At 68.9% G+C, this 13,035-nt stretch carries 11 protein-coding genes; 2 read left to right on the top strand and 9 right to left on the bottom strand.

Annotated elements, in window-relative coordinates:
• Nucleotides 1–204 precede the first annotated feature (204 nt).
• Nucleotides 205–1,062: a helix-turn-helix transcriptional regulator gene (locus tag PV679_RS14190; protein WP_319680561.1), complete on the bottom strand. Its 858-nt coding sequence runs from the start codon at nt 1,060–1,062 to the stop codon at nt 205–207.
• Between the two features lie 477 nt (nt 1,063–1,539).
• On the bottom strand, nt 1,540–2,280 hold the full coding sequence (locus PV679_RS14185; protein WP_319680560.1) for a GOLPH3/VPS74 family protein: 741 nt from the start codon (nt 2,278–2,280) through the stop codon (nt 1,540–1,542).
• A gap of 171 nt (nt 2,281–2,451) precedes the next feature.
• On the opposite strand from PV679_RS14185, the gene PV679_RS14175 reads away from it, so the two are divergent.
• Both PV679_RS14175 and PV679_RS14170 read left to right on the top strand, forming a co-directional pair.
• Nucleotides 2,452–5,109: a D-alanyl-D-alanine carboxypeptidase gene (locus PV679_RS14175; RefSeq protein ID WP_416069718.1), complete on the top strand. Its 2,658-nt coding sequence runs from the start codon at nt 2,452–2,454 to the stop codon at nt 5,107–5,109.
• 208 nt (nt 5,110–5,317) lie between these two features.
• Nucleotides 5,318–7,237, top strand: a complete 1,920-nt coding sequence (locus tag PV679_RS14170; RefSeq protein ID WP_319680557.1) for an MFS transporter — start codon at nt 5,318–5,320, stop codon at nt 7,235–7,237.
• A gap of 53 nt (nt 7,238–7,290) precedes the next feature.
• Here the strand turns inward: PV679_RS14170 and PV679_RS14165 are convergent, their stop codons facing one another.
• The 7 genes from PV679_RS14165 to PV679_RS14135 form a co-directional block, all read right to left on the bottom strand.
• A complete protein-coding gene (locus PV679_RS14165; protein ID WP_319680556.1) occupies nt 7,291–8,118 on the bottom strand; it encodes a MerR family transcriptional regulator in 828 nt (275 codons plus the stop codon).
• A gap of 155 nt (nt 8,119–8,273) precedes the next feature.
• Complete coding sequence (locus PV679_RS14160) at nt 8,274–9,905, bottom strand: caspase, EACC1-associated type (RefSeq protein ID WP_319680555.1); 1,632 nt, start codon at nt 9,903–9,905, stop codon at nt 8,274–8,276.
• A gap of 7 nt (nt 9,906–9,912) precedes the next feature.
• On the bottom strand, nt 9,913–10,239 hold the full coding sequence (locus PV679_RS14155; RefSeq protein WP_319680554.1) for an effector-associated constant component EACC1: 327 nt from the start codon (nt 10,237–10,239) through the stop codon (nt 9,913–9,915).
• Between the two features lie 53 nt (nt 10,240–10,292).
• Nucleotides 10,293–10,778 (bottom strand): MarR family winged helix-turn-helix transcriptional regulator, encoded by a 486-nt coding sequence (locus PV679_RS14150; RefSeq protein WP_319680553.1) that lies wholly within the window; start codon nt 10,776–10,778, stop codon nt 10,293–10,295.
• Nucleotides 10,779–10,841: 63 nt separating this feature from the next.
• Entirely contained in the window at nt 10,842–11,483 is a 642-nt protein-coding gene (locus PV679_RS14145) for a TetR/AcrR family transcriptional regulator C-terminal domain-containing protein (RefSeq protein WP_319680552.1), read from the bottom strand.
• A gap of 140 nt (nt 11,484–11,623) precedes the next feature.
• Nucleotides 11,624–12,442 (bottom strand): SDR family oxidoreductase, encoded by an 819-nt coding sequence (locus tag PV679_RS14140; RefSeq protein WP_319680551.1) that lies wholly within the window; start codon nt 12,440–12,442, stop codon nt 11,624–11,626.
• Between the two features lie 157 nt (nt 12,443–12,599).
• Nucleotides 12,600–13,007, bottom strand: coding sequence for a RidA family protein (locus PV679_RS14135; protein WP_319680550.1), 408 nt, complete (start codon nt 13,005–13,007; stop codon nt 12,600–12,602).
• Nucleotides 13,008–13,035 lie beyond the last annotated feature (28 nt).

Raw genomic sequence — 13,035 nt, 5'->3', positions numbered from 1 at the left:
CGTGGCATAGGCGTTCACTCATCTGGATGATCTATTCAGTAAGTGGCAGATAAGTTGGGGCAGTTGAGGTGTATGGTGCCCTCGCCGTTAACGAGAAAATGGATGTACTTGGCATTTCGGGTCAATGTGGTGAGCGACTCGGAGTGTCCAGGCCGGACCTGGCCGACGCGGTGGATTCAGCCGGACAGGCGGATCCCGAACGCTTCAGCGGGCGTAATCCTTGGCGATTTCCGCGATGAGCTGCCGGGTCTGATCGACATTCAGGGCCTGTGCGCGCAAATGTTCGTACATGACGCTGTATCGCTGCACATCATTGGCCTTCTCCAGATAAAGGTCACTCGTCACGCCCTCGATATAGACCACACTGGAGTCCGCGGCGTCCGGGAATTCAAGAATCGCGTAGTGCCCGCTGATTCCGGGATGCGCACCCATGTCGAAAGGCAGCACCTGCACGGTCACATGGGGGAGTTGCGACTGCTCGACGAGATGCTCAAGCTGTTCCCGCATCAGTTGCCGGTCGCCGACGACCCGGCGCAGCGCGGCCTCGTCGACCACGGCCCAGAGCCGGAGCGGATTCTCGGGCGCCGTGACCCGGTCCTGGCGGCGGAGCCGCACTCCGACGCGCTTGTCGACATCGGGCGTGGTGGATTCCGGCAGCGCGCCGTTGATCAGTGCTTCCGCGTACGGGCGGGTCTGGAGCAGGCCCGGTACGACCTGGGGTTCGAACACCCGCAGCGAGGCCGCGTCCGTCTCCAGGCCGATGTAGACGCTGTACGGAATGTCGCCGAAGGCATGCCACCAGCCCTGCTGGCGGGAGTCTTTGGCCATTTGCATCAGCGAGTCGACGACGCGCTGGTCCTCGACCTCGTACACCCCGCACAGGTCGCGGACATCGCGCTGGCTGATGGAACGGCGGCCGTTCTCCAGGCGGCTGATCTTCGACTGGGAGACCAGCAGGCGCTCCGCCACCTCTTCGGCCGTCATGCCCTTGAGCTCACGGAGCCGGCGCAACTCCTGACCCAATCGGCGTCGCCTGACGGTGGGGTTGACGTTGGACGCCACGGAAACTGCACCTCCGGCTGCGTAGCTGTACGTATCTACTGCTCAGCAGACTGCCACCAATGGTCCCAACTGCGCTGGGAAATGGCCACAGAGGCGAATGCGCTGATATGCGCGCCGGTGTGTGCGCCGGGCGCCGGGACCCGGCGACGGGTCTGCGACCGGCCAGGCAACGGGTCTGCGACCGGGCAGGCAACGAGTCTGCGACCGGCCAGGCGACCGGGCCGTGCGTCGCTGTCGTCCACGGGCCGTGCGTCGCTGTCGTCCACGGGCCGGCGGAGAGCGCGCGGAGGGCTCGCGAGGGCCGGCACGGGGCCCGTGGAGGGCTCTCAGGGGCCGGAACGCGGCGCGCGGGGCAGCCGAATGAAGTCGGCTGCCCCGCGCGTCTGTGTGCGGCTCCCGAACCGGGTCTGGGGACGACGGTGCGGCGGATTGATTTGTTGTGCTGCGGTGCGTGCTGTGAAGCGGTTGTCCGGTCGGTCAGTGTGCCGCCACGCGGGCCATGCTTCCGCGGTTCGGCTGTGTCGGCACGCCGGCCGGCCTGCCACCCGCCGGAGCGCTGGGAGCGCTCTGCGCGGGATTGCGGCGCGGCTGCGCGCCCACGCCGTTCTGGACGTCCATCACGGCGTGCGCCACGAGACCGCCCATGGGGTCGTGTCTGATCAGGTCCCGGAGACGGGAGCGCGATGAGCGCCCCTCGTTGCCGGGGTAGAGGTGCTTGCCGAGTCCGACCGCGTGGGCCAGTGCGGCGAGCGCCGCGGTCCGCGGGTCCGGTGGTACGCCGGTGCGGATCGCACTGTCCAGCCGGGACCTGATTTCCCGGCTGATCGCCGTCTCCGTCGCCTGGTAGCGAGTCGTCGGCAGCACCCCGCACATCTGGCCCGCCACGGCATGCACCATGCCGCATCGCTCCAGATGCGAGAGATAGGTCTGGCGCAACCCCAGTCGGGGCCCGCCAATCCAGTGGACCGCCCGAACCGGGCTGCCGCGTCTGCGCAGCAGTTCCAGTGCGGAGTCCAGAGTCGGATCTCCGGTCGGCCGTGGCATCACCACGGCGATACGATCCCCGTCAGGGGCTATCCGTCCTGCCAGAGCCAGCTCCACTAGCTGTGCTCCGGCCAGGCCGAGGTCGAGCGACTGCGGCTGCGCTGTGGTACCCGTGGCCGGGTCCAGAGCGAGCAACAGAAGCTCCTCGGGAATTGTTCTGCGGCTCCTGCCCATCCATGCCTCCCCGCGTGGATGAATGACAGGGTGACCCCTCTCACATTGGTCTGTCGAGAGCGCCTGGGTGCTTTGTGCGGGAACCGTTATGTATGTCGTTCTCGTCTAACACGAAGGTCACGGTCCCAGAGCAGGACACTGATAGATGGTTCGGACAGTGCGGTACGTCGCATGAGACACGAAGGAGACGCGGTGGCGGGCGAGTCCCCCGGCAGGTCGGAGCAGCGGAAGTCGTCGGGGGAGGCGACACCGGGCGAACGGGACCCGCGGCTCGCGGTATTCCGCGAACCGGCGGCCGTGGCGCAGGGGCCGGCGAGGGTCGCGACTGCAAATGGCGCGGACGACTCCGGAGAGACCGAGGGGTCCGGCGGTCAAGAGGCCGGGCGTATAACGGCCCGTCCGGAGCCCTCGAAGACGGAGCTTTCGAAGACAGAGCCTTCGAAGACGGAGCTTTCGAAGACGGGCACCAGGAGCGGCGACACGAAGGGCGCGGACACGAAAGGCGCCGACACGAAGCGCGCGGAGACGAAGGACACGGACACAACGAGCCTCGGCACAACGAGCCTCGGCACAACGAGCACCGACCGGACCGGGACGCCGACCGGTGAGGGCGCGTCATCGAAGCGGAAGCCGGAGCCGAAGCCGGAGCCGAAGCCGAAGTCCACAACCGAGCCGGACTCGAAGCCGGACCCGACGTCAGGGCCGGACCCGACGTCAGGGCCGGACTCGACTTCCGGGTCGGGAGACTCCGGCCGAACCGGCGCGGCGCGGCAGGACGCTCCGGCGGCCGAGAAGGACGGCGAGGACGTTTCCGCGGCCGGTACGTCCGACGACGGCACCGTCCGGACCTCGTCACCGAAGGCGAAGGCGAAGGCGAAGCCGGAGACGAAGCCCAAGACGGAGTCACCGTCACCGTCGTCGTCCAAGCCGGCCGAGACCGAGTCGGCTGACTCGGCATCGGACTCGGCTGAGTCGGAGTTGGAGTCGGACCCGGACTCGAAGTCCGAGCCAGAGTCGGAGTCGTCCGAGCCGACCGCGTCGGGCCGGGCTTCCGGAGCGCGACCGGACGGCCCGGAGGACCGTACCGGCGGCAAGGCGCCGTCCTGGGCCAAGCGCGCCGGTGCCTCCACCGCCAAGCCCGCCGACGGCTCCACCGCCGAGCCCACCGGCCCGGACGGCGCTGCGGCGGCGTCGAAGGGCGCGTCGAAGGGCGCGTCCAAGGGCGCCTCGGCGGCGCCTGAAGGCGCGGAGAACGACGGTCGCGGTGAGCCGCAGGTCGATCAGCCCACCACCGTCCTGAAGGCGCTCAAGCAGCCGCCCGTCGACCAGCCCACCACCGCGCTCAAGGTGCCCCGGCTGCCTCCGGAGAAGAAAGCCGAGCCGTCGGCCGGGCGGGACAGCACGTTCGTGCCGCTGCGCCGGGACGACCGGGTCACCGGCACACAGCCCGAGGCGTCCTCGTCCGTGGCGGCTCCCGCCGCCGCACCCGCGTCCTCGTCCCTCACCGAGGCCGAGCGGACCCGGCAGCAGCCGATGCCGCCGAAGCCGCCGCTCGATCTGCTCGCCGAACTGACGAACACGCCGCCTCCGCCGGAGACTCCGGTCCGTACGACCGTCCGACGGGTCAAGATCTGGACGCCGCTCGTCCTGCTTCTGCTGGTCGTCATCGCCGTCGTACAGGCCGTGCGTCCGCTCCCGTCGCCGACGCTGGCGCTCTCCGCGACGCCCGCGTACACCTTCGAGGGCGGCCGGCTCGAACTGCCGTGGCCCACCGAGGGCCAGGGCGCCGTCGAGGTGGAAGGCGTCGGCACCATCGGCACGTACGGAGAGCAGAAGCCCGCGCCGATCGCGAGCGTCGCGAAGACCATGACCGCGTATGTGATCCTCAAGAACCATCCGATCACCGGCGAGCAGGCGGGCCCGAAGATCACGGTCGACAAGAAGGCGGGCGAGGAGGCCAAGCTCGTCGACGAGTCGCGTGTGCCGATCGAGGAGGGACAGCAGTTCACCGAGCGTCAGATGCTCCAGTTGCTCATGATCCCGTCGGGCAACAACGTGGCGCGTCTGCTGGCTCGCTGGGACGCTCCGTCGCAGGAGGAGTTCGTCGAGAAGATGAACGCCGCCGCGAAGGATCTCGGCATGACGAACACGACGTACACGGACCCGAGCGGCCTTGAGGCCTCCACCGTGTCCACTGCCACCGACCAGCTCAAGCTGGGCAAGGCCGTCATGCAGAACGACATCTTCCGCGAGATCGTGAACACACCGCAGATCAAGGTCCCGGGCCTCGATCTGATGATCTACAACAACAACCGGATCCTGCTGGAGCCCGGCGTGAGCGGGATCAAGACCGGCTCCTCGACTCCGGCCGGCGGCAATCTCCTCTGGACCGCCGACACGATCGTCGACGGCAAGTCGCGCCGGATCATCGGCATGGTGATGGGCGCTCAGAAGGCCGCCATCCTGGACGACAAGCTCAACCTGGCGATCGACAACAGCCTCAAGCTGATCCAGTCCGCCCAGAAGGGCGTCACCTCCGCCACGATCGTCAAGAAGGGCGAGGTCGTCGGCTATGTCGACGACGGACTGGGCGGCCGGACCCCGGTGGTCACGACCAAGGACCTCAAGGCGGTCGGCTGGGCCGGTCTCCAGGTGAAGCTCCGCCTGGGCGAGGACGCTGACCAGGGGGTCCCGCACTCCGCGCAGGCGGGGACCGTGGTCGGCGAGCTGACCATCGGCACCGGCACCGGCGAGGTCTCCGCTCCGGTCGCGCTCCAGAAGGACCTGGCCGAGCCCGGCTTCGGCGCGAAGCTGACCCGCGTCGGCTGACCTCCGGGCCCTGGAGAGGGCGCCGATCGGCGCCCTCTCCGGCGGCGGCCACGTGTTAGCGTCCCGAGACGGGCATCCGGCGGGCACCCGCCCGGCCGGCTGTCCCGACGCACAACCACCGGACGCGCGGACGGCGTCCCTGGACATGTCGGAGGGGTCGGCACGCCGGACGGACGGTGGTCGGGACGGGAAGACGTGGGGAGCCGCTGTGACTACCGCTGAGCCGAGGCGCGCCGACGGCGACACCACACCTCCAGGCCCGCCCCGTACGGCAATGACCGACGCGGGAAACCCGGCAGGCGCGTCCCTCACCGGGCCGCGAATAGCCCGGCCTCCCTCGCCACGCCGCGCGGAGCCCGAGCCCGAGCACCGGTCCACGCCTGATCCCGGCCCCGGCGCTCCGCCCGCGCCTCGGCCCGGCCGCCGTCTCCGGGACCGGGTGGCGCGCCATCCGGTCCTGTTCACCACCGCGGTCGCGGCGGCGGCGCATCTGCTCTGGTTCTTCTTCTTCGCCAACAGCGGCGGTGACATCGCCGCCCAGGACGCCTGGGCGGAGTTCGTCGGCCGGCATCCCGACTCCGCGTACAACCTCGCCTGGTACGGCGGCATGCATCCCGTCTCGTACAGCGTGGTCTCGCCGTATCTGATGTCCGTCCTCGGTGTCCGTACGACGATGATGATCGTCGGGACCGTGTCCGCCGCTCTGACCGCGCTGATCCTGGTCCGGGTCCCGGCGGTCCGCAATCCCGTCGCCTGTGCGCTCGCCGGAGTCTTCGCGTTCCTCTGCAACGCTCTGTCGGGGCGTGTGACGTTCGGTCTCGGTGTCATGTTCGCGCTGGGCGCGGTGGCCGCGGTGTTCTGCTGGCCGCACCGCTGGCGTACGAAGCGCTGGGCCAAGGCGGCCGCGGCGGCGCCGCTCGCCGGTCTCGCGACCGCGGCGAGCCCGGTGGCCGGGCTGTTCCTCGGAGTGGTCGCGGCGGCGCTGTTCCTCAACAAGCGGCGCCCAGGGGCGTACGCGCTCGGGCTCGCGCCGGCCGTCGTCGTGGCGCTCTCCGCCTGGCTGTTCCCGTTCTCCGGCACTCAGCCGATATCGGTGGGGACGGCCTCACTGCCCTTCCTCTACGCGGTGTTCGTGTTCGTCCTCGTGCCCGTACGGTGGCGTACGGTCCGTACGGCGGCGGCCGTCTATGGCGTCGGTGTGCTGCTGACCTGGGTGGTCGATTCGCAGATCGGGTCGAACGTGTCCAGGTTCGCGATGATCATCGCGGGTGTGGTGCTGCTCGCGGCGCTGCCGTACACCGCGCCGCGTTCGCGTCGCTGGTACGCCTTGGTGATCGTGTTCGCCGGGCTGAACTTCTGGATCGGCTTCAAAGGCGTCGACGACATCGTGCGGACGGCGCCGACGGCCTCCTGGACCCGTGAGCTGGCACCGCTGGTCAACCAGTTGCAGCGGGCCGGCGCGGCGAAGGGCCGGGTCGAGGTGGTACCGGCCAGCAGCCACCGCGAGGCCTCCGCGCTCGCTCCGTACGTCAACCTCGCCCGAGGCTGGAACCGGCAGGCGGACATGGAGCGCAATCCCCTCTTCTACGACGACACCCTGACCTCCGACAGCTATCGCGCCTGGCTGGACCGCTGGGCCGTGCACTATGTCGTCCTGCCGAGAGGCAGGCCCGACTCCGGCGCCGGGCAGGAAGCGGAACTCGTCCAGAAGGGCCTGCCTTATCTGGAGCACCTCTGGGGCGACGACAACTGGCAGCTCTTCGCCGTCGAGGACCCGAAGCCGCTGGCCGATCCTCCGGCGACGGTGGATCTGGCGGGCGCGGGCGAGCTGACGATCCATGTCAAGTCGGCGGGCCGGGTGCTGATCCGCATACCGTACTCACCGTGGCTCGGGCTGGTCGACGAGGAGGGCAAGAGCGTCGTACCGCCGCAGCAGACGGAGGAGTCCAAGGCGGACGGCGAGGGCCCCAAGGTCTACACCAATCCCAACGGCTGTCTGATCAAGGCCGAGAAGGACGCGGAAGGCGACGAGTGGACCGAACTGCTCGCGCCTCAGGCAGGTGTGTACCGGCTGGCCGCTCCGTACCGGATTCCGCGCGGCACAGGCTGCCCGGAGGAACTGCGCTGACGACGCGGCCCGGGCCCGCCCGTACGGACGGGCCCGGGGTCGGCACCGGAAGCTCAGCTCACCGGGAACGCGACATCGCACACCTCGTCCGACGCCGATGCCGCGTCCCAGTCGGCGAAGTAGATCTCGCGGCACGGGCCGCTGACCGTCAGGCCCTGCCGGCCGATCCATTCCTCCACCGCGTCGAAGGCCGAGATGATCTGCGGATACGCCACCTGGGCCTTGGTGATGCGGGTGTACGCCAGGCGCTGCGCGGGCTCGACGCGCAGCGTGGCGGTACGGCCGGCCGCCGCCGGATACGCCTCCGCCGCCCGCGCGTCCGCGACCGGGACACAGACCTCCGCAGGGCCGTCGCTGTCCGGCGTCACCTCGGCGTAGTACGCGACGAACGGAATCCCCGCGACACCGCCGCACTCCTCGGCGACCGCCATCAGGCGGCCCATGGCGGCCGGGATCCAGCGCGGCAGCTCGTCGGAGAGCAGATGTCTGCGCTCGGCCAGAACGGCCTGCTCGGGTACGTCGACGGTCCTGATCTCGTACATATGGGTTCTCCTGCCCGACAGCCGGTCACGGAGATGGGCGGCCACCGCGCCGCGCACCGCGTGGCGCTCCTCGACCCCGGCCCAGTACGCCGCCACCTCGTCGGCGGCCTCCGGCCCGGGCAGTGCGACCACCTCGGCGATCCGGGCCAGCGGCATGTCGAGCTGCCGCAGCAGCGCGACCAGCCTGGCCCGTTCCACCTGTCTCTGGTGATACCAGCGGTAGCCGGTGACCGCGTCGACCCGCGCGGGAGCCAGCAGACCGAGCCGGTCGTACAGCCGCAACGCCTTGGGCGAGAGCCGCGAGCGCGCGGCGAACTGGCCGATCGTGAGCAGTTCCACGAGGTCCCGTCCTCCGTCGTCGGACCACTTCCGGCCCGATGACCGGACGGTGCGCTCTGTCCCAGGGGCAAGGTCAAGCCGACGGCGCGGACCGACCGGTGTGACGTCAGCCGCTTTTCTCGGCCCGACCGTGGACTGTTGGGCGCGGACAGCCCTCAGATCTTCACTATGGGCGCGTATCGCAACAGAAAACGCTTCGGCTTGTTTTCACCGAAGCTGATGGTGGCCTGAGTGTCCTGGCCACTGCCGGTGACCGAGACCACGATGCCTTGCCCGAAAGACTCGTGCGAGATTCGATCGCCGACCGCGAGGGCGGTGTCGGTTGATCGCTGTGCTTTCTTCCCGGAGTCGAGAGCTGTTTTCGCTTCGGCGACGGCCAGAGGTGGAGGTGGAGGTGGAGGTGGAGAAGGCCTTTCGGCCGAGCCGCCGGATTCGGCGCGGTCGGTGCCGGCCGCGTCGAAGGATGCCTCGATCTTGTACTCGGTGTGGAACAGATCGACGAGCGCCTGTCGCAGCACGTCTTCGCATCCGGAGGAGACAAAGGTGTTGTGGGAAGCGAGGCTTGAGAAAGCGATGCGCAGCGTGGTGTCGTCGCGGTCGACCATCCGCGCGTTCTGGCTGAGCAGAATCCACGCGAAGCGCCGACGGTTCTTCACGGCCTCAAGAATCTCGGGCCACATACGCCGCACGCGTGCTGTGCTGTCCGGAGATGAATCGCCGCCCGGCCGTTTGATTCCGGCCGGCCAGGCACCGGGACGTCGTGGCGGAGCGGCGGCCGGCGCGGGCTTGGGAAGCACCGGCGCGGGCGTTGGAGATACCGGCGCCGACGGCTGCGCGACAGCCGGCCAGATGGCCGGCCGGGCCGGTTCGGCCTCTCCAGCGGACCTGTTGCCGGACCCGTTTCCGCTGGTGGGCCACGTGGCGACGGCGGAGTTGACCGAGCCCCGGGTCGATACTCGCGACCGCTGGGCGGCTGCCGCGACGATCGCTCGCTCGCTGTCCTCGGCCGCCGTGTCCGGCGCACCGTCAAAAACCGTCGCGTGCTGTTCTTCGAGCCAGCGTCTGTTCCATGCCAGCGTCAGCCCGCCCGGCGAGTTGCGCACGCGCCGGTGGGGGCGAGGAAGAGATTTCGCGCGCAGTGCGCGATCCAGGTGCGTGAAGACCGTATCCAGGTCCAGAACCATCTTTCCGGTATCCGGGATGCCGTGGCGGAGCAGGCGCACCAGTTCGCCGGTGAAAGCCGTGAATCCCGCACCGTCCTCCGACATCGCTTTCTGAGTCTCACCGGCCGCCGCGATGAGATAAGTGCCTTCGATGAGTGCGTCCTCGGCGATTTCCGCGCCTGGATCCGCCATGGTGCCGAGGGCGCTGCCCGCATAACAGCAATCAAGGATGATGATGCGGCGGGATGCCGACGAACCAAGAAGGATGTCGCGGATGTCGTCGTAATGGGTGGCGGTGTGCGGCGCACCGGGCCGGGATGCGGAGCGCGTGAGACGCAATTCGCCTCTGTTCGGCCCCTTGACGCCATGCCCGGCATAGTAGACGAGCAGCGTATCGGTAGCTTCTTCGGCGGCTTCAAGAACGGGATCCACGAGTTCTTCGGTGGTCCGTGGGTTATGGACGACAGCGCAGTGCTCCGCGGGCAGGTTCCAGGACGCCGCGCCGGTCAGCACATGCCTCACGGCGTCCACATTGTTTCGCACCGAGGGAAGGCCGGGCATGGCCGCGTAGTCGCTCACGCCGATGAGTACGGCTCGGGACCGATGCGGATCGGGAAGAATCACGGCTTCACTATTCCCGTGTCAGTGCGCGGGCGATGCGCTGCGCCGACTCCTCGTCATGCCCCTCTATGACCAGGGTGTTCCCATTGTGTTCGATGGTCACCCTGGGAGTGTTCCGGCGGGTGGCACGCCACGAGGTGTAGGCCAGGGCGAAGGTGGTCGCCTGCCATACGTTGTCGGTGATGAGCTGCAGAATCTCGACCGCGCCGCCGCTCATCCCGCCTGGTTCCGGTGCCGGCGTCTCCCATGAGATCTTGGCATGCCGGCGTATGTCGGGCGTCTCCAGAAACCACGTTCGCAAGGAACGCAATTCCTCCTCGGCGCCTTGACCTTCCATGCTGATTCGCACAGTCACGCGAGCCCCCGATCCGCAGTCAAGTGACCCACAGCTTAAGGGCTGTCCCGTAGGCCATTTGCTGAGTCTCGCTGTCGGGTCCGCTCGCCGGAAGCGTCGACGAGCCGTCGCAGGCCCTCCGCCAGGGCTTCCGCGAGCCCTTCTGGCCAGTCCGCCACCATCGTCTCCAGGTGCTCCGCCAGATCGCGGCGGAGGGCGGCCATCACCTCGGCGCCTTTCGGAGTGAGCGACAGCAGGGTGGCCCGTGCGTCACGGGGATCGGCGGCGCGGTCCAGCAGACCGGCCCTCTGGAGCCGGTCGGCATGGCGGCTGACGCGCGAACGGTCCGTCCCGATCTCGGCTCCCAGCGCCGCCGCCGTGCTCGGGACACCCAGCCGGGTCAGGCCCGACAGCACGGGATAGGTGTGCTCGTCCACTCCCTCAGGTGCCCGGTCGAGCAAGTCCTTGTACAGGCGCGTCCGGTTGCGGCGCAGCAGTACGGCGCCCAGCGCTTGTTCCAGCTCGTGTCCGATCCCTTTCACGGCCCTATGGTACGTGCGTGGCGCACGCTTGCCGCAGGGGCCGGAGTGCCGTCGCGTATCGCGTCAGGGCGCTTTTCCGTCCTCGGCCAGCCGCGTTGCGGCGTCCATGATGAGTCCGACGCCGAACTCGAACCTGTCGGTGAACTCTCCGTCCACGAGGTACGGAAGAGCGCTGAGGAGGGACGGATGGGCGCTGCTCGACAAAGCCGACGACAGCGTCCGCGCCACCGGTCCTGGCGCGCCTTGTTCCTCCTGGACGAGCCCGAGGGTGAAGTAGACGATCGTCCAGCAGGTCCAGCTCGCGACCCGAGGGGACAGGCCGCCGTCGAGGAGGGCTTTCATCAGTGACTCGGCGACGGCGAGCGTCGCCGGTTCCGGAGCGAACGTGCCTGCCACGACCAGCGCGCCGTCCCGGTACGAGAGAAGTGCCTCGCGGTAGCGGGCCGCCAGGGTGCGGACGCGTCCCTCCCAGTCGTCCGGCAGGTCGTCCGTGTCCACGGTGGCGACGATGGCGTCGGCCATCAACTCACGCAGTCTGGCCTTGGATTTGATGTGCCAGTTCACCGTGTTCTGCCGGACGCCCAGGCGCTGTGCCACGGATCGCGTCGTCACGGCGTCCCAGCCCGACTCGTTCATGATGGCCAGTGCTGTCCTGACGATCTCTGCCCGGCGTTCCTTCTCCTCCGGCGCCCGGTGCGTGGTCATCACGTGTCGATGCTACTGCGACACGCGGCCTCGGCCGTACGGAGCACCGGCCGCCGCCGAGGGAGAGCGCGCCGCCCGGCCACTCGCCTCGGGGCGGGGCAGGGGGAGGAGCGAGGACCCGGCACCGGATCCCGGTCCGTTCAGAACCCGTGTGCGGCCCGGGAGACATCGTCCCATTTCTCCCACTCCGCGATCCGCTGGGGATACACCTTGCGCATCAGGTCCAGCGGGCCCTTTCCGAAGAAGATCCGGAGCGGTGGCTCCTCCGCGTCCACCACCGCGAGGATCGCCTCCCGTGTGGCTGAAGGGACGGCACGCTTGGACGAGGGCCGCAGCGGCGGGTTGGCGCGGAACTCGTCGTAGGCGGCGAGGTGCTCGGCGTGGATGGCGGACGGCCCTGCCCAGTCGGTGTCGTATCCGGCGGGCTCGACCAGCGTGACCTTGACACCGAACTGGCTCACCTCCATGGCGAGGCTGTCGGTGAAGCCCTCCAGGCCCCACTTTGTCGCGTTGTACAGGCCCGTGTTCGGCAGCGAGAAAACGCCTGCGATCGACGAGACCTGGACGATGTGGCCGCTGCCTTGTTCGCGCAGGACCGGGAGCACGGCCTGAGTCACCCACAGCGGGCCCAGAAGGTTGGTGTCGATCTGGGTACGTGCCTGCTCCTCGCTGACTTCCTCGACCATGCCGAACAGGCCGTAGCCGGCGTTGTTGATCACGACGTCCAGAGCGCCGAAGTGTTCGTGAGCCCGGTGCACGGCGGAGAAGACGGCCTCTCGGTCGGTGACGTCGAGGGCGAGCGGCAGGATCGCGTCGTCCCACTTCTCGGCCAGTGGCCGCAGGCGGGTGATGTCCCTCGCCGTGGCGGCGACGCGGTCGCCACGTTCCAGTGCGGCGAGCGCCCACTCATGTCCGAAGCCCCGGGATGTGCCGGTGATGAACCATGTCTTCGTCGTCATTGTCTTTCTCCTGCTTTGTCTTTCTCCTGGAGCGATGCGTCGGTTGGTTTGGTGCGTTGTGGGTTTGGTGTGTTGTGCGTTTGGTGTGTTATGGGTCCGCTGTGTTGTGGCCGCGAGCCGCCGTGGCTCGGTGCTGTGGCCGCTCACACGCGTCGGTTCAGGCCAGGACGGCGTAGCCGTCGACCTCGATCAGCCAGTCGGCCGAGCCCAGCGACTGCACGCCGATGAACGTGCTGGCGGACCGGGGCCAGCGGCCCTCGAAGACGCGCTGGGCGGCGGCGAAGACCGGGCCGACGAGCTCCGGACGATGGCGGACGACATAAATGGTGTTCTTGATCAGGTCGTCCGGGCCCGCGCCTGCGGCTTCCAGGGCCAACGCGAGGTTGCGGAAGGCCTGTTCGGCCTGGAGCGCGTGATCGCCGGGGCCGACGAGGGTGCCGTCGGCGGCTGTCGCGACCTGGCCGGCGATCGCCACGAAGCGGGTGCCTGTCCCGATCGCCACATGGGCGTAGAGATCCTGGATCGGTGGCGCGAGGGTGGGCGGATTGACGCGCTGAACGGGCAAAGCGTGTCTCTTAAAAACATTAGACCCC

It is taken from the genome of Streptomyces sp. AK02-01A (assembly GCF_033795305.1).
Classification (GTDB): domain Bacteria; phylum Actinomycetota; class Actinomycetes; order Streptomycetales; family Streptomycetaceae; genus Streptomyces.
The sequence above is the reverse complement of the archived record's forward strand: the minus strand, read 5'-3'. Positions and strand labels throughout refer to the sequence as shown.